At 61.7% G+C, this 17,853-nt stretch carries 19 protein-coding genes; 5 read left to right on the top strand and 14 right to left on the bottom strand.

Going from position 1 to position 17,853, the window contains the following annotated elements:
- Positions 1 to 5: 5 nt before the first annotated feature.
- Positions 6 to 419 (bottom strand): NUDIX hydrolase, encoded by a 414-nt coding sequence (locus ACPYOI_RS28890; protein ID WP_481418961.1) that lies wholly within the window; start codon positions 417 to 419, stop codon positions 6 to 8.
- Between the two features lie 82 nt (positions 420 to 501).
- Here ACPYOI_RS28890 and ACPYOI_RS28895 point away from each other — a divergent pair, with 82 nt between their 5' ends.
- From ACPYOI_RS28895 to ACPYOI_RS28905, 3 genes are read left to right on the top strand one after another with little or no spacing between them, the layout of a single operon-like run.
- The gene (locus ACPYOI_RS28895) at positions 502 to 822 is read left to right on the top strand and encodes a YnfA family protein (RefSeq protein ID WP_481418977.1); all 321 of its coding nucleotides are present in this window, start codon (positions 502 to 504) and stop codon (positions 820 to 822) included.
- 43 nt (positions 823 to 865) lie between these two features.
- Positions 866 to 1,627 (top strand): SOS response-associated peptidase, encoded by a 762-nt coding sequence (locus tag ACPYOI_RS28900; protein WP_481418960.1) that lies wholly within the window; start codon positions 866 to 868, stop codon positions 1,625 to 1,627.
- A 34-nt stretch (positions 1,628 to 1,661) separates the two neighbouring features.
- Complete coding sequence (locus ACPYOI_RS28905; RefSeq protein WP_481423713.1) at positions 1,662 to 2,285, top strand: LysE/ArgO family amino acid transporter; 624 nt, start codon at positions 1,662 to 1,664, stop codon at positions 2,283 to 2,285.
- Positions 2,286 to 2,294: 9 nt separating this feature from the next.
- Here the strand turns inward: ACPYOI_RS28905 and ACPYOI_RS28910 are convergent, their stop codons facing one another.
- The 5 genes from ACPYOI_RS28910 to ACPYOI_RS28930 form a co-directional block, all read right to left on the bottom strand.
- Complete coding sequence (locus ACPYOI_RS28910; RefSeq protein ID WP_481418958.1) at positions 2,295 to 2,438, bottom strand: hypothetical protein; 144 nt, start codon at positions 2,436 to 2,438, stop codon at positions 2,295 to 2,297.
- 166 nt (positions 2,439 to 2,604) lie between these two features.
- Complete coding sequence (gene pssA, locus ACPYOI_RS28915) at positions 2,605 to 3,450, bottom strand: CDP-diacylglycerol--serine O-phosphatidyltransferase (protein ID WP_168829038.1); 846 nt, start codon at positions 3,448 to 3,450, stop codon at positions 2,605 to 2,607.
- 17 nt (positions 3,451 to 3,467) lie between these two features.
- Positions 3,468 to 4,214 (bottom strand): phosphatidylserine decarboxylase, encoded by a 747-nt coding sequence (locus tag ACPYOI_RS28920; protein WP_281408072.1) that lies wholly within the window; start codon positions 4,212 to 4,214, stop codon positions 3,468 to 3,470.
- A gap of 86 nt (positions 4,215 to 4,300) precedes the next feature.
- Complete coding sequence (locus ACPYOI_RS28925) at positions 4,301 to 6,178, bottom strand: ABCB family ABC transporter ATP-binding protein/permease (RefSeq protein WP_481418957.1); 1,878 nt, start codon at positions 6,176 to 6,178, stop codon at positions 4,301 to 4,303.
- 224 nt (positions 6,179 to 6,402) lie between these two features.
- Entirely contained in the window at positions 6,403 to 8,433 is a 2,031-nt protein-coding gene (locus ACPYOI_RS28930; protein WP_481418956.1) for a LysM peptidoglycan-binding domain-containing protein, read from the bottom strand.
- A 156-nt stretch (positions 8,434 to 8,589) separates the two neighbouring features.
- On the opposite strand from ACPYOI_RS28930, the gene ACPYOI_RS28935 reads away from it, so the two are divergent.
- Positions 8,590 to 9,213, top strand: a complete 624-nt coding sequence (locus ACPYOI_RS28935) for an LOG family protein (protein WP_168829042.1) — start codon at positions 8,590 to 8,592, stop codon at positions 9,211 to 9,213.
- Between the two features lie 107 nt (positions 9,214 to 9,320).
- On the opposite strand, the gene rarD is transcribed toward ACPYOI_RS28935, so the two are convergent.
- The 7 genes from rarD to cysS form a co-directional block, all read right to left on the bottom strand.
- A complete protein-coding gene (rarD, locus tag ACPYOI_RS28940; RefSeq protein ID WP_481418955.1) occupies positions 9,321 to 10,235 on the bottom strand; it encodes an EamA family transporter RarD in 915 nt (304 codons plus the stop codon).
- Between the two features lie 110 nt (positions 10,236 to 10,345).
- Positions 10,346 to 11,962, bottom strand: coding sequence for a citramalate synthase (gene cimA, locus ACPYOI_RS28945; protein WP_481423714.1), 1,617 nt, complete (start codon positions 11,960 to 11,962; stop codon positions 10,346 to 10,348).
- 32 nt (positions 11,963 to 11,994) lie between these two features.
- Positions 11,995 to 12,951 (bottom strand): prolyl aminopeptidase, encoded by a 957-nt coding sequence (gene pip / locus ACPYOI_RS28950; RefSeq protein WP_481423715.1) that lies wholly within the window; start codon positions 12,949 to 12,951, stop codon positions 11,995 to 11,997.
- The gene (locus tag ACPYOI_RS28955) at positions 12,948 to 13,424 is read right to left on the bottom strand and encodes a GFA family protein (RefSeq protein ID WP_168829046.1); all 477 of its coding nucleotides are present in this window, start codon (positions 13,422 to 13,424) and stop codon (positions 12,948 to 12,950) included. Before ACPYOI_RS28955 ends, pip begins: the two co-directional genes overlap by 4 nt.
- Positions 13,421 to 13,900 (bottom strand): GFA family protein, encoded by a 480-nt coding sequence (locus ACPYOI_RS28960; protein WP_481419023.1) that lies wholly within the window; start codon positions 13,898 to 13,900, stop codon positions 13,421 to 13,423. The genes ACPYOI_RS28955 and ACPYOI_RS28960 overlap by 4 nt, the downstream gene beginning before the upstream one ends.
- A complete protein-coding gene (locus ACPYOI_RS28965; protein WP_481419022.1) occupies positions 13,897 to 14,265 on the bottom strand; it encodes an endonuclease domain-containing protein in 369 nt (122 codons plus the stop codon). The genes ACPYOI_RS28960 and ACPYOI_RS28965 overlap by 4 nt, the downstream gene beginning before the upstream one ends.
- A 238-nt stretch (positions 14,266 to 14,503) precedes the next feature.
- Positions 14,504 to 15,880 carry a cysteine--tRNA ligase gene (cysS, locus tag ACPYOI_RS28970; protein WP_481419021.1) on the bottom strand — a complete coding sequence of 459 codons (1,377 nt, stop codon included), beginning with the start codon at positions 15,878 to 15,880 and terminating at the stop codon, positions 14,504 to 14,506.
- A 337-nt stretch (positions 15,881 to 16,217) separates the two neighbouring features.
- Here cysS and ACPYOI_RS28975 point away from each other — a divergent pair, with 337 nt between their 5' ends.
- The gene (locus ACPYOI_RS28975; protein WP_481419020.1) at positions 16,218 to 16,970 is read left to right on the top strand and encodes a glycoside hydrolase family 25 protein; all 753 of its coding nucleotides are present in this window, start codon (positions 16,218 to 16,220) and stop codon (positions 16,968 to 16,970) included.
- 9 nt (positions 16,971 to 16,979) lie between these two features.
- Here the strand turns inward: ACPYOI_RS28975 and ACPYOI_RS28980 are convergent, their stop codons facing one another.
- Positions 16,980 to 17,720, bottom strand: a complete 741-nt coding sequence (locus ACPYOI_RS28980) for an SDR family NAD(P)-dependent oxidoreductase (protein WP_481419019.1) — start codon at positions 17,718 to 17,720, stop codon at positions 16,980 to 16,982.
- Positions 17,721 to 17,853: the final 133 nt, after the last annotated feature.

The raw sequence follows: 17,853 nt of genomic DNA on the forward strand, positions 1-17,853 counted from the left end.
CGTTATTATTGGCTTGATAGCCGCTCGGCACATTCAAGCACCGATTGGGGCACCGGCAGACGGCGGATCTCCTCGACAGTGTACCAGCCGAGGGCGGCTGCGTCGTCTGAAGCGACGGCCACGGATCCCCGGTCAGCCTCCACTGTGAAGACCGAGAGGAAGAAATGACTGCTGGTACTGCCGTCGGCTGCGTGGGTCTTCAGGTCGTAGGTCGCAAAGAGCCGGGGATTGAAGGCGCGGATGCCGGTCTCCTCCTCGAATTCGCGCAGTGCCGTCTGATCCGGCGTCTCGCCATCCTCGGCTCGGCCGCCGGGAAAGGCGTACATGTCGGCGGACGGAGGATTGCGGCGGAGCACGAGAAGGAAGCGGCCGTCGCGCTCGAGGATCGCCGAAGATGCTGCTCTTGGATTTGAAGTCATGATATGCCGTTTCTACACTCAGCCGAAGATTGCCGTATTCTCGTCTTGAATATTCAATCGCCGAATCGAAGGGAAGGGCGCTCTGACATACATCGTTTATGCTCTTGCAGCGGTTTTCGAAATCGCCGGCTGCTTCGCTTTCTGGGCATGGCTGGGGATGGGCAAGCCGATCTGGTGGCTCGCGCCGGGCATGGTTTCGCTTGCCCTTTTCGCCTGGCTGTTGACGCTGGTGCCGAGCGAGGCGGCCGGGCGCATCTTCGCGGCCTATGGCGGCATTTATATCGTTGCGTCGCTTCTGTGGCTCTGGCTGGTGGAAAACCGGACACCGGACCGCTGGGATATCGGCGGCGCAACCGTCTGCCTTGCGGGAACGGCGATCATCCTCTTCGGGCCGCGCAGCTGACCCAAGCCTTGACCACCGCCAAACAGGGTGCAAAGACAGGGCGATGTGCGGACGCTATGCCTTGACGCTAACCCCGGAAGAGCTGAAGGAACTGCTTGGGCTGTTGGAGCTCGAGGACTTTCCCGCGCGCTATAATATTGCTCCGACGCAGCCGATTCTCGTCGTCGTTTCCGGCGAATCCCGGGAGAATGGCAGCAATCTGCCGGATCGCCGTGCCGTGCTCGTGCGTTGGGGTTTCACGCCCTCCTGGGTGAAGGATCCGAAGGAGTTTCCGCTGCTGATCAACGCGCGGGCCGAAACCGCTGTCGGCAAGGCATCCTTCCGCGCCGCCATGCGCCATCGCCGGGTGCTCGTCCCGGCCTCCGGCTTTTACGAGTGGCACCGCCCGTCAAAGGAAAGCGGCGAGAGCTCGCAGGCCTACTGGATCAAGCCCCGGCGTGGCGGCGTGGTCGCCTTCGCCGGACTGATGGAGACCTGGTCTTCGGCCGACGGTTCGGAGGTCGATACGGGCGCGATCCTGACCACGGCGGCGAACGCTTCCATCGCGCCGATCCACGATCGCATGCCGGTCGTCATCAAGCCTGAGGATTTCTCCCGCTGGCTCGACTGCAAAACGCAGGAGCCGCGCGACGTCGCCGACCTGATGAAGCCTGCCGAGGAGGATTTCTTCGAAGCGATCCCCGTTTCCGACAAGGTCAACAAGGTTGCCAACATGGGGGCGGATCTGCAGATGCCGGTCGTCATCGAGAAGCCGCCGAAACCGCCCGGCAGAAAGCCCGGCGACGGCCAGCTCAGCCTCTTCTGAAATCTCCACATCATTCAGCACTCCCGGAAAATTTATGTTCTCTTTCTCCGCTGCCCTCTCGGGCTTCTCTCTTGGCGCATCCCTCATCGTTGCCATCGGCGCGCAAAATGCCTTCGTGCTGCGCCGGGGATTGCTGCGCTCGCATGTCTTCGTCATCTGCCTGATCTGTGCTCTGTCGGACGCACTGCTGATCGTCGCCGGTGTCGGCGGTCTTGGAACGTTGGTGTCGCAGTCGCCGCTGCTGATTTCGGTCGTCACGCTGGGCGGCGCGATTTTTCTCGGCGCATATGCCGTGATGGCCTTCCGCCGCTCGCTCCATCCAGGTGCCATGAAGGCGGGCACGCCGGAAGGACTGGGACTGAAAGCGGCGATCGCAACCTGCCTTGCTTTCACCTTCCTCAACCCGCACGTCTATCTGGATACGGTCCTGCTACTTGGCAGCCTGTCAGCCGCCTATCACGGGCCGGATCGGATCGCCTATGGAGCAGGCGCCGCGATCGCCTCGTTCGTGTGGTTTTTCGGGTTGGGATACGGTGCGCGGCTGCTGCAGCCGGTCTTCGCAAAACCCGCCGCGTGGCGGGTCCTGGATGTCATTATCGGGATCGTCATGAGCCCGCTGGCAATCAGTCTGCTCGTCCGCTTTTTCAAGCCCGCTTAGGATGAGAACCTAGGCGGTCTTTTTGACGAGGGGCGGCTTGCTCTTCAGCATCAGCGCGGCTGCCAGCACGGCTCTCAGGCCGAGCGGCCGGTAATTTGCAGTGAGATCCGGTTTGTGCGTTTGTTCCGCCGGGCCAGTCTTAATCGAGGTCACGATACTCTCCTTACGTGCTACTCCAGACTCTTACCCTTCGCTCTTTCGCCTCCAACATCGACAAAATCGAGGCATGGCCAATCAGGAATTGTGTCCGCCGACCACATTGCGCGAGGTTTGACGCCAACGCCACGCGTTCGTGATCACTTACCGAGAGCGTAGTGGATTAGATGTGGCGGCCGATATCGTCGTCGCCAACGCCCGGCTCTTCGATCGTGAGCGTTCCGTATTTCTGCTTCCACTTGCGTGCTCCGAAGGGGAGGGAGAGCAGATAGACGACGACCGTGAACACCATGACTTCCCAGGTGAAGCTCATCAGCAGAGCGACATAGAGCACCACTCCGAGCATCATCGGCAGCACCAGATCACGCCGCAGCCGGTTGCCCTCCGACTTGCCGGACCAGACGGGCAGGCGGCTGATGAGCAGGAAGGCGATGAGAACGGTATAGGCGGACGAGATATAGGCGAAGGTGCGGTCCGTCGTGAGACCGAGGAAGCCGAGATAGACGGGCAGGAGCACCAGCATGGCGCCGGCAGGCGCGGGGACACCGACGAAATATTCGGACTGCCAGGGCGCCCGGTTTTCCCGCTCGGCCATGACGTTGAAGCGGGCGAGGCGCAGGCCCGCGGCGATCGCATAGATCAGAGCAGCGATCCAGCCGATGGAACGCGCCCCGTCCAGGGCGAAAACATAGACCACGAGAGCGGGCGCGACGCCGAAATTGACGATATCGGCCAAGGAATCCATCTGCGCGCCGAACTTGGAGGTCGCCTTCATCAGTCGCGCCACACGCCCGTCGATCCCGTCGAGAAAGGCGGCGATCAGCACCATGATCACCGCCAGTTCGTAGCGATTCTCGAAGGCGAGCCGGATACCGGTGAGGCCGGCGCAGATTGCCAGGATGGTGATGAGATTGGGAACCACAAGGCGCAGCGGGATCTCACGCAGCCGCGGGCCGCGCGCCGAGTCGTTCGGGCCGTTCGGTTCGAAGGGCGGGAAAGGCGTTTGCATATCGCGCTCCATTCGTTCTAGCTGCGGCGGCTGATGACCGGTCCCTTGGGATAACCGAATTCGGCCAACACGGTTTCGCCGGCTATCGCTGTCTGACCCACGGCAACGCGCGCCACGGCACCGGCCGGGAGGAATACGTCAACCCGCGAGCCGAAGCGGATGAGACCGAAGCGCTCGCCGGCATCCAGCGGCTCGTTCGTGTTTGCCCAGCAGAGAATGCGGCGAGCGACGAGGCCTGCGATCTGCACGACGCCGATCTGGCCGTGACTTGTTTCGATCACGAGGCCGTTGCGCTCGTTGTCTTCGCTCGCCTTGTCGAGTTCGGCATTCACGAAGCTGCCCGACCGGTAGTTGATGCTCACCACGCGGCCACGCATCGGCGCGCGGTTCACGTGGCAGTTGAACACGTTCATGAAGACCGAGATGCGAAGCATCGGCTCGTGGCCGAGGCTCAGCTCGGCAGGCGGCGTCACCATCTGGACCGAGGAAACCTTGCCATCGGCCGGTGAGATCACGAGATCATCGTCCTGCGGCGTCATGCGCTCGGGATCGCGGAAGAAATAGGCGCACCAAACCGTTAGAACGAGGCCGATCCAGAAGAGCGGCTCGTAGATCCAGCCAAGGATCAGCGAGGCTACGAAGAAGGCCGCGACGAACACATAGCCTTCCTTGTGCACCGGAACGATCGTATTTCGAACGGTATTGAGCAAGCTCATAGACGCTGGTCTCCTCGCGCTTTTCGTTCCGGTTACAGAAAAAGTCATGCGGGGGCAATGCCACCGCGTCCGGCTTAGCCTTCATGATGCGTGGTTCTAAACAACAAAACGGCAGAGTGACGGTTTGGTTCGCGCTACGTTGCCGGAGCAAGGCGAGAAACAACGCCCATGTCGTCGCTTTCGCGCACCTGCTTCAGATGTTCTTCAGCCTGTGTCGCTTCGCGCTGGCGGTTCCACATGGAGGCGTAGAGGCCGTTCTTTTCCAGCAGAGCCGTATGCGTGCCGCGCTCGGCGATTTCGCCGCTCTTCAAGACGATGATCTCGTCCGCGCCGATGACAGTCGACAGGCGGTGAGCGATGACTAGCGTCGTGCGGTTCTTCGAAACGACGTCGAGTGCGGCCTGTATCTCCCGCTCTGTCGTCGTGTCGAGCGCCGATGTCGCCTCGTCGAGGATCAGGATCGGCGGAGCCTTCAGGATGGTGCGGGCGATTGCGACGCGCTGCTTCTCGCCGCCCGAAAGCTTCAATCCCCGCTCGCCGACCTTGGTCTCGAAGCCCTCCGGCATTAGATCGATGAAATGCGCGATCTGCGCAATTTCCGCGGCCGTCTTCACTTCGGCGTCGCTGGCCGAGGGGCGGCCGTAGCGGATGTTATAGGCGACGGTATCGTTGAAAAGCACCGTATCCTGCGGAACCATGCCGATCGCCGTGCGAAGGCTTTTCTGAGTGACGCGGCGGATATCCTGGCCATCGACGGTGATTGCCCCGCTCTGGATGTCGTAGAAACGGTAGAGCAGCCGGGAAAGCGTCGATTTGCCGGCGCCGGACGGACCGACGACCGCGACGGTCTTGCCGGCCGGCACTTCAAAGGAGATGCCCTTGAGGATCGGACGAGCAGGGTCATAGGAGAAATGCACGTCCTTGAAGTTGATTGCGCCCTGGCCGATCTTGAGCGGGGTCGCATCCTGCGCATCCGTCACTTCGGCCTTCACGTCGAGCAGGTCGAACATATGCTCGATATCCGTGATGCCCTGGCGGATTTCGCGGTAGACGAAGCCGATGAAATTCAGCGGCACGGCAAGCTGAAGCAGCATGGAGTTGACGAAAACGAAGTCGCCGATAGTCTGCTCGCCGCGCTGCACGGCGAAGGCCGAGAGCACGAGCATGACCGTCGTGCCGAGGCCGAAGATGACGCCCTGACCGAAGTTCAGCCAGCCGAGCGAGGTCCAGACTTCGGTTGCCGCCTTTTCATAGCGCTCCATCGATTTGTCGAAGCGCTTGGCCTCCATCTCCTCGTTGCCGAAGTATTTCACGGTTTCGAAGTTCAGGAGCGAATCGATCGCCTTGGTGTTGGCGTCGGTATCGCTGTCGTTCATCGCCCGGCGGATGGCGATGCGCCAATCGGATGCGCGGATCGTGAACCAGATATAGGCCCAGACGGTGAACGCGGTGACGGCAAGATAGGAGAAGCCGTAGCCCAACCAGAAGATAACGGCCGTCAGCAGGAATTCGATGACGGTCGGTACCGAGTTCAGGATCGTGAAACGCACGATCGTCTCGATACCCTTGGTGCCGCGCTCGATGATGCGCGACAGTCCGCCGGTCTTGCGCTCCAGATGGAAGCGCAGCGACAGCTCGTGCATATGCACAAAGGTCCGGTAGGCGAGCTGGCGGACGGCATACTGTCCGACGCTGGCAAAGAGCGCATCGCGAAGCTGGTTCAGTCCGAGCTGGATCAGGCGCGTGAGGTTATAGGCGATGACCAGCGCGGTCGCGCCGGCGAGAAGCGGCGGCAGGGTTCCGGAAAGATCCATCCTGCCATTCAGGGCATCGGTCGACCATTTGAAGAAATAGGGGACAAGCAGCAGAACGAATTTGGAGACCAGCAGGTAAACCGACGCCCAGACGACGCGCATCTTCAGATCCGGCCGGCCGGCCGGCCACATGTAGGGCCAAAGATTGAGGAGCGTGCGGAGGAGTTTGGAGTCCGAGACTGTCTTGCCGTTTGCCATGTCTATCTCCAGCCCGATTGGGCCTGCCCGCGAAAGCGGCGTTTCAGTACGGCAAACGTGCAAAAAGCGGAGATGCCCGATTGAGCCTCCGCAGACAGGATCGCCGTCCCCGCCACATAGGCCAAGGGGCGGACGAATACAATGCTAAGGTCGGGCGTCAGAGCGTTTACCTTCTCCCCGGCGGGGAGAAGGTAGCGGCAGGCGGATGATGGCTGGTCTAACGTCTAGAGATGATGGCCAGAAAGACGCTTGCGATGAAGCTCCTCGGCGTTCGGCAAAGCGTCCTTGGGCACGCCGAAAATCTGACCAGGCAGAATACGGTCCGGATTAACGATCTGGGCCTCGTTTGCCATGTAGATCGTCGTATAGCGGACGCCGAGGCCGTAAACGCGGCGCGAAATCTGCCAGAGCGTATCGCCGCGGCGGATGATGACCGTGCTGTTGCTCGCTGTCAGCGGCGCCTGCTCGATCGTCTTCGGTTGGCTCGGGTCGCTGGTGGCGACTTCATTGGGAGTCGGTGCACTGGTCGCCTCCGGTGCGGACGCAAATCCGTCGATCATCGTTCCAAGCTTGTCCAGGGCAGCGCCTACCGACGTCGCATCCGTTGGCAGGGCATGAAGCATTGCAAGCGCACTGGAGGCGGACTGCGACGCGGTGCCGGCGGCCTGCTTGAAGGCAGGCGTTGCGTTCGCTGCCGGAAGGAATTCAGCGATGGAACTGAGGGCAAATTCCGTTGCAGAGCGTGCAGCCGCGAGCTGCTCGTCGCTGGGAACCTTGCCCTCGGCATAGAGACCCTTCAGCAGCGCGAATGCCTTGCTCGCATCGGTCTTCAGCTTGCCCAGTTCGCCTTCGTCGAGGGGAACCATCGCCTCTGCGCCGTCTGCAGCCGGGCTGGCGGGCTGTGCCGCGACCGTGACCTGGTCGCCTGCCGGGCGGTTGAAATTGACGGAGGCCCGAATCAGAACCTTGCCGCTGCCATCGACGACATCGACGCGGATCTTGTGATCTCCGACGGAGAGATCCATGGCGCCGTCGATGACGAAATGGCCGTCGGCACCGGCTGTCGCCTTGCCGATCAGCTTGTCGTCGGCATAGGCAAGTACAGTTGCATTTGCCTTGGCACTACCGGCGACGAAGATCTTCTTGCCTTCGATCTCGACGGCGTTGACCATCACTTCGGCAGGTGCCGAAGGTGCAGCATTGCCATCCGCCTGCGGTGAGGTTGAAACCGCCGGTGCCGTACTGGCGATATCGGCCGAGCCAGCCACCACGGCAGGCGGCTGTGTTGAGGCTAACTGTTCGCCTGTCGCGGGCGCAGCCGGCTGTGTCGCGGCCGCAGCCGCCGGAGTCTCGGCCTTCGGCGCCGTAATGATGCGGCTTGCCGCGCCGGGCTTGGAAACCATGGCCAGCAGTTCGGATCCGCTGCCGTCCTTCGGCACCGAAACGGTCGCGACTTCTTCGGAGGTCTGGCTCTTGCCGTCCTTGCCGGTTGCCTTGAGTACGATCTGGTGGTCGCCCGGCGCCAGCGGATTGTCGAGAACAGCGGCAAAATCACCAGTCGGGCCGACTTCGGTGGTCGTAACCAGCTTGTCGCCGTCGAAAATTTCAAGCTTGCTGTTCGGCGCGGCGGAACCGGCGATCACGGTCGAGCCATCCGGCTCTACGCGCAGGACGTCGAAAGCGGGAAGCTTGGGTCCGGAAGTGGCCTCGGCTGCAGGGGCGTTCGCCGCAGGCTGGCTCTCGGCCGCGCCGGAGAGTGCCGCCTCGGCCTTTACGAGTGCGGCAAGCGCGTCGGCGATATTTTCCGGCAGGTTTTGAACGATGACCAGCGCCTTTGCGGCGCCGTCCTTGGCTTTCGTGACGGTGGCCGTCGTCGCCGGATCGGAGCCGTCGGGAATTGCGAAATCGGCGAGCGCCTTCAACGAGTCTGTCGCCTTTGTCCTGGCGGCGCCGAATGCTTCGGCCGTCGGACCCTTGCCGTCTGCGAAGAGTGCCTTAAGTTGCGTGAGAGACTGACCTGCGTCGGCGGCAAGACGGCCGACCTTTTCGGTCGTAGCAGCCGCGTCGGCAGCCGCGTTACGCGTGGTCTTGCCGGCTTCTTGTACCGTGTTCTTGACCTGGGAGCCTGCTTGATTGATGGCATCGCCGATTTTTGACGCATCGTCGCCGATCCGGGGCATGACCACGAAGACCATCAAAAGGATTGCAATTCCAAGCACTGCAAAGGCCAGCAAGCCGGCGCGGTTTCTCATCATTACGTCTCCCCAGGCGGCAAAATGTGCCGGTACATCAAAAATTGCTAGCGATTCCCGTTGCTTTGCACAAGCATTCAAAGCAATAACGCAGGCTCAACGCGCAGCTTTTCTTTCATTTTTCTTGACTGCTGAGGCATGGAATAGTTGTTTGCCCCTATGAACGATCAATCTCATTCGATTCAGTCGATCTGCGTTTACTGCGGCTCAAGGCCCGGAGGAGACGCAGCGTACATGGCTGCCGGGCGTGCATTCGGCAAGGAAATCGCCGAATACGGCCTCCGCCTCATCTATGGCGGCGGCACCAAGGGCATCATGGGCGCTGTTGCGAGCGGCGTGCTTTCCAATGGGGGGCAGGTGACCGGCATCATCCCCGAATTCCTGATCGACATGGAGGCGACTCGCCATTCCCTCGGCCAGCTCAACGAACTTATTGTAACGCCGGACATGCATACGCGCAAACATATGATGTTCGAGCGTTCCGACGCCTTCGTGGCGCTTCCGGGCGGGATCGGCACGCTGGAAGAAATCGTCGAGATCATGACATGGGCTCAGCTTGCCCGCCACGAGAAGCCGATGGTGTTCGCCAACATCAAGGGCTTCTGGGATCCGATGATGGAGCTGATGCGGCACATGACGGAAGAGGGCTTCGTCCACACGGCTCACAGGGTCCAGCCGCTGGTCATCGACGATATTTCTGGAATCATCCCCGCCATCATGGCGCAGGCAGCGGAACTCGCTGCCGACCGTGAGGGGGAGGATGCCGTAATTTCGAAGATGTAAGGACGGGCTAAAGCGCGTCGCGATCTTTCAGAATCGCTTAGCGCTTAATTCCTTTGTTTTCGCGCATGCCTTAGCCCGAAACCGGTCCCCACTTTCCGGAGACCTGCTTAGCGCCCGCGCGTCGCGTTCAGCATCGACCACGTATAAAGCACGAGGCCTGCCCAGATGAGCGGGAAGGCGATCATGCGTGCAGTGCCGAGCGGCTCGTGAAAGGCGAAGATGGCGATCAGGAAGATCATCGTCGGCGCGATATACTGCATGATGCCGATCGTCGACAGCCGGAGCAGCTTGGCGCCGTTTGCATAGATCATCAGCGGCACGGCGGTGATCAGGCCGCAGCCGAGCAGCAGCGCTGTATCGGCGAGGCCGGTGCGGTAGAGGTGACCCTCGCCGCTACCGAGCTCCATATAGAGGATGTAGAGCAGGGCCGGTAAGCTGAGGATCAGCACTTCGAGGAAGAAGCCCTGATTGGGGCCGAGCGGCAGCGTCTTGCGCAAGAGAGCGTAGAAACCCCAGGTGACGGCGAGCACCAACGCAACCCAGGGAATGCCACCGCTGTCGATGGCAAGCACGATGACAGCGATGCCGGCAAGGCAGATCGCTGCGATCTGAAGAGGCTGCAGCCTCTCCTTGAGCAGGACGGCAGCGAGGAAGATGCTGAACAACGGGTTGATGAAATAACCGAGCGCGGCATCGAGCGCATGGCCGGCCCCGATCGCCCAGACATAAGTGCCCCAGTTGACGGTGATGAGTGACGCCGTCAGCGCCGCCATCGCCAGCATGCGCGGCGAGCGCAGCGCGATGGCAATGTCTTGCGTGCGCCCGAGGGCGAACAGCACGGCGCCTGCCAAAGGCACAGACCAGATAATGCGGTGCGCGATCACCTCCGCCGGCGAGATATGCGCCACGGCCTTCATGTAGAAGGGCAGGAAGCCCCACAGAAAATAGGCCGTCAGTGCGAAGGCGAAGCCGCGTGCGCTATCCTCGTTCTTGATGGCAGGTTGGCTCGCCTCGGCAGACATCGGGGGTGTTTCCATATTTGTTCTGGTTATGGACCCGATTAACCCAAGCGGCATGAATAGGCCAATTCATTTCGGTGAATGAATGTGCAGCGGTTTTGAACCTCTCCAGTTCACTCCGCCGCGATCTTACCCGCCAGCTGCCGGTTCTTCATCAGCTTGTAGATGACGGAATCCATCAGCGCCTGGAAGGAGGCATCGATGATATTTTCCGACACGCCGACCGTCCACCAGCGCACGCCGCTCGAGTCGGTGGATTCGATGAGAACGCGCGTGATCGCCTCCGTGCCGCCGTTGAGGATGCGCACCTTGAAGTCGGCAAGCACGAGATCGTCGATTTCATGCTGGTACTTGCCGAAATCCTTGCGCAGTGCCAGGTCGAGCGCGTTGACCGGGCCGTCGCCTTCGGCCACCGACATGATCGTGTGGCCCTCGATGACGATTTTCACGACGGCCTCCGAGACGATCTTCACCCGTCCGTGGGAATCGAAGCGGCGCTCGACCATCACCCGGAAACCTTCGACCGAGAAGAATTCCGGAATGGTGCCGAGCGTACGGCGGGCAAGCAGCTCGAAGCTTGCATCCGCGCCCTCATAGGCATAGCCCGAGGCTTCCCGTTCCTTGACGATGGAGATCAGCCGGTCCAGCTTCGGATCGTCCTTGGCGACCTCGATGCCGCGGCGTTTGAGCACGTTGATGAAGTTCGCCTTGCCGCCCTGGTCGGACACCATGACCTTGCGGAAGTTGCCGACGCTTTCCGGCGGCACGTGTTCGTAAGTGCGCGGATCCTTGAGCAGGGCGGAGGCATGGATGCCGGCCTTCGTCGCGAAAGCCGAAGCGCCGACATAAGGCATCTGGTGATCCGGCGAACGGTTCAGGAGCTCGTCGAAAGCGTGGGACAGGCGCGTGAAATTCGTGAGCCGTTCGGCATCGATGGTGGTTTCGAAGCGCGTGCTGTAGGTGTCCTTGAGGGCGAGTGTCGGGATCAGCGTCACCAGATTGGCATTGCCGCAACGCTCGCCGATGCCGTTCAGCGTCCCCTGGATCTGACGGGCGCCTCCCTCGATGGCTGCCAGCGAATTGGCGACGGCCTGGCCCGTATCGTTATGCGCGTGGATGCCCAGACAGTCACCGGGAACGCCTGTCGAAATCACCGCTTCGACGATGGCTCGGATTTCGGGAGGCTGCGCCCCGCCGTTGGTGTCGCAGAGCACGACCCAGCGGGCGCCGGCTGCATAGGCCGTCTTCGCGCAGGCGAGCGCATAGGCGGGGTTGGCCTTGTATCCGTCGAAGAAGTGCTCGCAGTCGACCATTGCCTCCTTGCCGGCAGCAACCGCTGCCTTCACGCTTTCGGCGATGCATTCGAGGTTTTCCTCTTTGGTGCATCCGAGCGCGACTTCGACGTGGTAGTCCCAGCTCTTGGCGACGAAGCAGATCGCATCGCTCTTTGCCTGCAGCAGCGCCGCAAGCCCCGGATCGTTGGAGGCTGAAACTCCGGGCCGCTTCGTCATGCCGAAAGCAACGAAACTTGCCTGGCCGGTGCGCTTCTCGCCGAAGAACGCCGTATCCGTCGGGTTCGCCCCCGGATATCCGCCCTCGACATAGTCGAGGCCGAACTCGTCCAGAATGGTCGCGATCGCAATCTTGTCCTCGACCGAAAAGTCGATGCCGGGCGTCTGCTGCCCGTCCCGGAGCGTCGTGTCGAAGAGGTAGATTTTTTCGCGTGTCATGATGTTGGTTCCGTCGGCCTCGAAGGCACTTGTTACTTTCCGGCGAATTTGTCGGTTGCCCGGATCAGCCGATCCAGAATGCCGGGCTCCGAAAACGCGTGGCCCGCGCCTTCGATCAGATGGAATTCCGCCGTCGGCCAGGCCTTGTGCAGCGCCCAGGCGAAGCGGGCGGGGCAGGGCATGTCGTAGCGGCCATGGACGATGACGCCCGGAATGTCCTTCAGCTTGTGGGCGTCGCGGATCAGTTGCCCTTCCTCCAGCCAGCCGGCATTGACGAAGAAGTGGTTTTCGATGCGGGCAAACGCATAGGCGAATTCCGCTTCCTCGAACTTGCCGCTGGTCGATTTTTCCGGCAGCAACGTGATCGTCTCGCCTTCCCAGATGCTCCAGGCATGGGCGGCTTCGAGCGCAACGGCCCGGTCGGCGCCAGTCAGCCTCCGATTATAGGCCTGCATCATCTCGTGGCGCTCTTCCGGCGGGATCGGTGCGATGAAGCGCTCCCATTTGTCCGGGAACATCTCCGAGACGCCGAACTGATAGTACCAGTCGAGCTCGGCCTTGGTCAGCGTATAGATGCCGCGGACGACGAGTTCGGAAGCCCGCTCGGGATGCTTTTCGGCATAGGCAAGCGCCAGCGTCGAACCCCAGGAGCCGCCGAAGACCAGCCACTTGTCGACTCCAACCATCTCGCGCAGCCGCTCGATGTCGGCGACGAGATCCCAGGTCGTATTGGCCTCGAGGCTTGCATGCGGGGTGGACTTGCCGCAGCCGCGCTGGTCGAACAGCAGGACATCGTAGAGCTTCGGGTCTAAGAGCCTGCGATGGACCGCCGAAAAACCGCCGCCCGGGCCGCCATGCAGGAAGACGGCAGGCTTGGCGCCGGGCGTACCCGAGCGCTCCCAATAGATCTTGTGACCGCCGCCGACATCGAGATGGCCCGACGCATAGGGTTCGATTTCGGGATAGAGGGTACGCAGGACTTCGGTCATATCTTCAAGCCTTTCTCGGGCCATGTCTTGGTATCGTGATCGGGATGCTGGAAGGAGATGATCTGCTCCTGCCGGGAATAGAAATCCTGGTCCTTGTGGACCGGAGCCTCGAAGATCGTTTCGACCCAGGGCAGGCGTGAGTCGTAGTTGACCTGGATCTGCGGCGCGAGATCACTGCGATCGTCGAAGGTGCCGATGGCAAGCTCCAGCCCGCCGGGATGCCGGTAGGTCATCGGCGTGCCGCAGTTGCTGCAGAAGCCGCGGTCGATATTGACCGAGGACTGGAAATAGCTCGGCTCGCCGCGCGTCCATTCCATGCCTTCATCCGGCGCCGTGACGAGCGCGGAAAAGAAGCCGCCGAACTGCTTCTGGCACATGCGGCAATGGCAGATCGACGGACGCCCCAGCTTGCCGCTGATGCGGAAGCGCACGGCGCCGCACTGACACCCGCCCGTTCGAATGGGTTCGCTCATGTCTGTGCTCCGGATGGCCAGTGGGTCGTGTCGTGATCGGGATGTTGGTAGGAGATGACCTCATTGATGAATTCGGCCGCCTCGGCATCGTCCTCCGTCCGCATTCCGGGAAGCTCGTGCAGGCTATCCGTAAACGGCAGCTTACCTTCGATGCCGTATTGGATCGTCGGCGGCAGCAGGGCCGGATCGTCGAAGGCGCCTGCAGCGATCGCCAGCCCATCCGGCGCCTCATAGGTTAGCGGCGTGCCACAGTCTGCGCAGAAGCCGCGCTCGACGAAATTGGACGATCGGAATTTTTTCCGTTCGCCGCGCGTCCAAACAAGATCGGCCCCGCGCACCGAAACCAGCGGCGCATAGTAGCTGCCAAACGCCTTCTGGCACATGCGGCAGTGACAGATCGACGAGTGCGTAAGCTCGCCGTCCACCCGGAAGCGGACGGCACCGCACTGGCAGCCGCCGGTGTAGATCTTGCTCATGCCCGATCCTTTCCTATGACGCGCAGGATATGCAGGCAGACGTTGTCGATATTCTTGAGTACGTCGTCATTCCAGAAACGAAGAACTGTCCAGCCGTCCCGCTCCAGGCGCACGCGGCGCACATCGTCATGGAGAGCGTTCGGCGCCAATGCATGCTGCGAACCGTCGATCTCAACAATCAGGCGATGTTCCGGACAGGCGAAATCGGCAACATAGCCGGCGACCGGCATCTGTCGCCGAAAGCTCAAACCCATCAGGCGGTGCGCGCGAAGTTCGTTCCAGAGACGAAGCTCGGCATCCGTCATCGTCTTGCGCATGCGCCGGGCGTTCGCGCGCCGTTGCGGCGGAACCGGTGCATGCGGCATGCCGTGCTCCTTGCTCTGAAGTGAGGGGGCACCCCCCTCTGCCCTGCCGGGCATCTCCCCCACAAGGGGGGAGATCGGATAGTAGCGAACTCCCGCCCTGAACAAAGGCCTCGGATGGCCGAAGCTGTTCGGAGTGCGATCAATATTCCGGGAAGCCGGCACGTCTTGCCGATCTCCCCCCTTGTGGGGGAGATGCCCGGCAGGCCAGAGGGGGGTATATGCCGCCGCCCGTCCCATATTACCGCTTCACCTCCCAGGTCGTCACCCGCTCGCCGGTCGCCGGGTCCTTGCCGTCCTTAAGCTGGATTCCCTCGGCGGCAAGCGTTTCGCGGATCTTGTCGGCCTCGGCGAAATTTTTCGCCTTCAGCAACTCGAGTCGCGCACGCACGCGGGCGTCGATTTCTGCGGCGACCGCCTCATCGACTTCCGTCTTTTTCGGCTGAATCCCGAGAAGGGCGGCACTTGCGGCGAAAACGGCCGCATCGCCGGATTGCGCCAGCGCATGAAGCGCCTGAACGGCGGCAACCGTGTTCAGATCGTCGGCGAGCGCATTCAGCACAGCTGGATCTGGTGCCGCTGTGCGGGCGTCCGCCACGGGCCACTTCGACAGCAAGCGTTCCGCCTCCTCAAGTCGCTTGACCGAAAAGTCGATCGGCTCGCGGTAATGCGTCATCAGCATCGCGAGCCGCAGCACTTCGCCCGGCCATTTCCGGCCGCCGAATGTCTCGGTGTGCAGCAGTTCATAGATGGTGACGAAATTGCCTTCGGACTTCGACATCTTGCGGCCTTCGACCTGCAGGAAGCCGTTGTGCATCCAGATATTCGCCATGACATCCGTGCCATGCGCGCAACGCGATTGCGCAATCTCGTTCTCGTGGTGCGGGAAGATCAGGTCCAGCCCGCCGCCGTGAATGTCGAAGACCTCGCCGAGGTAGCGTTCGCTCATCGCCGAGCACTCGATATGCCAGCCGGGGCGGCCTCGGCCCCAGGGGCTTTCCCAGCCGGGCTCGATTTCGGTCGAAAGTTTCCAGAGAACGAAATCGCCGGGGCTTTTCTTGTGCGCGTCGACGGCGATGCGGGCACCTGCCTGCTGCTCGTCGAGATTGCGCTTCGAAAGCGCGCCGTAATCCGCCATGGATCTGGTGTCGAACAGCACTTCGCCGCCCGCCTGATAGGCATGGCCCTTGGCAATCAGCTTCTCGATGATCTCGATCATCTGCGGGATGCTGTCGGTGGCGCGCGGCTGGACGGTCGGGTCGAGGCAGCCAAGCATCCTGGCGTCGTCGAGGAACTGTTTTTCCGTCTTTTCGGTGACGGCGCGGATCGCCTCGTTCAGCGGCAGGCCGGGATAATCGCGCAGCGCCCGCGCGTTGATTTTGTCATCGACGTCGGTGATGTTGCGCGCATAGGTGATGTGTTCGGCGCCATAGACGTGCCGGAGCAGCCTGAAGAGCACGTCGAAGACGATGATCGGGCGCGCATTGCCGATATGGGCGAAATCATAGACGGTCGGGCCGCAGACATACATGCGGACATTCCGCGGGTCGATCGGGACGAAATCCGTCTTCTCGCGCGTCAGCGTGTTGTACAGCTTGAGTTCCGGCTGGCCGGCCATGTCTATTCTCCCAAATGCGATGATCCGAAAAATACCGGCACCGGCGGGCCGGGGCGTTTCTCATCTTTGCGTATCTGGGAGACGAAAACGGCCAGGCCAGCGAGCGCGCTAGCGAATAATCTTCCGGCAGATGATGCAGATAACCGTTTTCATGGCGGGTTTTATGGCGCGGGAACGGTGTTTGGTCAAGGGGGTGAGGAGCGGTCCGGCGTCGGCCGGAGCAATCGATCCAGTGAATCGATTGCAGCGACGAACGCCCGAAGCGCAAGCGCAAAGCCGGGGCGCGCCACCCGCGCAAACGTGCTAGAGAAGAGCTGAATTTCTGCAGGGATGCCACGTGAGGAAAACAGCGCGCCGCTCCATTATCGGCATCGTCATTCTGGCAGTCGCATCCGCGCTGTATCTGGCCTACGATCGCGCAATGTTTCGTTTCACTCCTCCGTCGCTGGAAAACTATCCCATTCAGGGAATCGACATCAGTCATCATCAGGGCAGCATCGATTGGAAGAGGCTCGCTGCCCAGCCGAATGTCCGCTTTGCCATCATGAAGGCGACTGAGGGCGGTGATCACCGGGACCGGCTCTTTGTGGAGAACTGGCAGGCTGCGAAAGACGCCGGCATCGTGCGCGGGGCGTATCATTTCTTCACCTTCTGCCGCCCCGGCCGTGAGCAGGCGCAGAATCTGCTGGCGACGGTTCCCGTGGAGCTGGGCACGTTGCCGATCGCGATCGATCTCGAGTTCACCGGCAATTGCGGCAAGGTTCCGACCCTCGAAGAGCTGAGCGCCGAGATCAACGCATTCGTCACCGAGCTGAAGGGGAGTTACTCCGGCAAGCCGATCTTCTATCTCAACCAGGAATTCTTCGATCAGTACCTGAAGGGCAACGAAGCGAGGTTCCCGGATCACTATCTGTGGCTGCGGAGCATAGCAAAGGAGCCAGGTCGGAAGGATTGCGGCCAGTGGTCGATATGGCAATTTGCTGACAACGGGACGCTTGATGGCATTCAGGGGCCGGTCGACCTCAATGCGCTATGCCCATCGCAAACACCATTCGCGGCTCTGTTTACTTCCTTGGCAGCGAAGAAGTAGCCGCCCCTCTTACTCCGGCAGCCGGTAGTCCACGAGCTTGTTCTCGCGCACGACGAACAGCTTGCCCGTTTCGGTGACATCGGGGCCGACGAGCGGCAGGATCGCCTTGGCGACTTCGGAAGGATGCGGAAGCGTTTCCGGATCTTCGCCGGGCACCGCCTGGGCGCGCATCGCGGTGCGCGTCGCGCCGGGGTCGACGCTGGTGACGCGGAGCGGCGTGCGCTGTGTTTCGCCGGCCCAGGTCCGGGCCAACGCCTCGACAGCCGCCTTGGACGCGGAGTAGACGCCCCAGAATGGCCTGCACTTATGGGCAGCGCCCGACGACATGATGACCGCGCGGCCGGCGTCGGAACGCGCCAGCAAAGGATCGACGGAGCGGATCAACCGCCACGTCGCCGTCACGTTGATGTTCATCACCTTCTCGAAGACCTTCGCCTCGATATGGCCGATCGGCGAAATCACGCCGAGCACGCCGGCATTGGCGACCAGGATATCGAGCTTGCCCCAGCGCTCGAAGATCGAGGCGCCGAGCGCGTCGATGGCGTTCATGTCGGCGAGATCGAAGGGAACCAGCGTCGCCGTGCCGCCCACGGCCTTGATCGCATCGTCGAGGTCCTCGAGGCCGCCGACCGTGCGGGCGCAGGCGATAACGTGTGCTCCCGCCTTCGCAAGTTCCAGCGCCGTGAAATAACCGATGCCGCGCGATGCACCGGTGACGAGTGCGATCCTGCCCTTCAAATCGATGTTCATATTGCCGTCCTGATGCAGCACCACGGCCGCCATTGTTCGTCGAAATCTTTCATGGAGAAGAAGCCCCAACGGCTTGTCTCGCCGTGCGCGCCAGCCTCACTTCCCTCATCCCTGTGCTTGTCACAGGGACCAA

It is taken from the genome of Rhizobium sp. SVR5-2C, assembly GCF_056755115.1.

What these genes read in the sequence shown, in the direction of transcription:
- ACPYOI_RS28920 (WP_281408072.1), bottom strand. Translation starts at nt 4,214, where the DNA reads ATGACTTTTTCTGTAACCGGAACGAAAAGCGCGAGGAGACCAGCGTCT.
- ACPYOI_RS28890 (WP_481418961.1), bottom strand. Translation starts at nt 419, where the DNA reads ATGACTTCAAATCCAAGAGCAGCATCTTCGGCGATCCTCGAGCGCGAC.
- ACPYOI_RS28960 (WP_481419023.1), bottom strand. Translation starts at nt 13,900, where the DNA reads ATGAGCAAGATCTACACCGGCGGCTGCCAGTGCGGTGCCGTCCGCTTC.
- ACPYOI_RS28935 (WP_168829042.1), top strand. Translation starts at nt 8,590, where the DNA reads ATGAACGATCAATCTCATTCGATTCAGTCGATCTGCGTTTACTGCGGC.
- ACPYOI_RS28900 (WP_481418960.1), top strand. Translation starts at nt 866, where the DNA reads ATGTGCGGACGCTATGCCTTGACGCTAACCCCGGAAGAGCTGAAGGAA.
- ACPYOI_RS28955 (WP_168829046.1), bottom strand. Translation starts at nt 13,424, where the DNA reads ATGAGCGAACCCATTCGAACGGGCGGGTGTCAGTGCGGCGCCGTGCGC.
- ACPYOI_RS28930 (WP_481418956.1), bottom strand. Translation starts at nt 8,433, where the DNA reads ATGATGAGAAACCGCGCCGGCTTGCTGGCCTTTGCAGTGCTTGGAATT.
- ACPYOI_RS28980 (WP_481419019.1), bottom strand. Translation starts at nt 17,720, where the DNA reads ATGAACATCGATTTGAAGGGCAGGATCGCACTCGTCACCGGTGCATCG.
- pssA (WP_168829038.1), bottom strand. Translation starts at nt 3,450, where the DNA reads ATGCAAACGCCTTTCCCGCCCTTCGAACCGAACGGCCCGAACGACTCG.
- ACPYOI_RS28905 (WP_481423713.1), top strand. Translation starts at nt 1,662, where the DNA reads ATGTTCTCTTTCTCCGCTGCCCTCTCGGGCTTCTCTCTTGGCGCATCC.
- cimA (WP_481423714.1), bottom strand. Translation starts at nt 11,962, where the DNA reads ATGACACGCGAAAAAATCTACCTCTTCGACACGACGCTCCGGGACGGG.
- ACPYOI_RS28965 (WP_481419022.1), bottom strand. Translation starts at nt 14,265, where the DNA reads ATGCCGCATGCACCGGTTCCGCCGCAACGGCGCGCGAACGCCCGGCGC.
- cysS (WP_481419021.1), bottom strand. Translation starts at nt 15,880, where the DNA reads ATGGCCGGCCAGCCGGAACTCAAGCTGTACAACACGCTGACGCGCGAG.
- pip (WP_481423715.1), bottom strand. Translation starts at nt 12,951, where the DNA reads ATGACCGAAGTCCTGCGTACCCTCTATCCCGAAATCGAACCCTATGCG.
- rarD (WP_481418955.1), bottom strand. Translation starts at nt 10,235, where the DNA reads ATGTCTGCCGAGGCGAGCCAACCTGCCATCAAGAACGAGGATAGCGCA.
- ACPYOI_RS28925 (WP_481418957.1), bottom strand. Translation starts at nt 6,178, where the DNA reads ATGGCAAACGGCAAGACAGTCTCGGACTCCAAACTCCTCCGCACGCTC.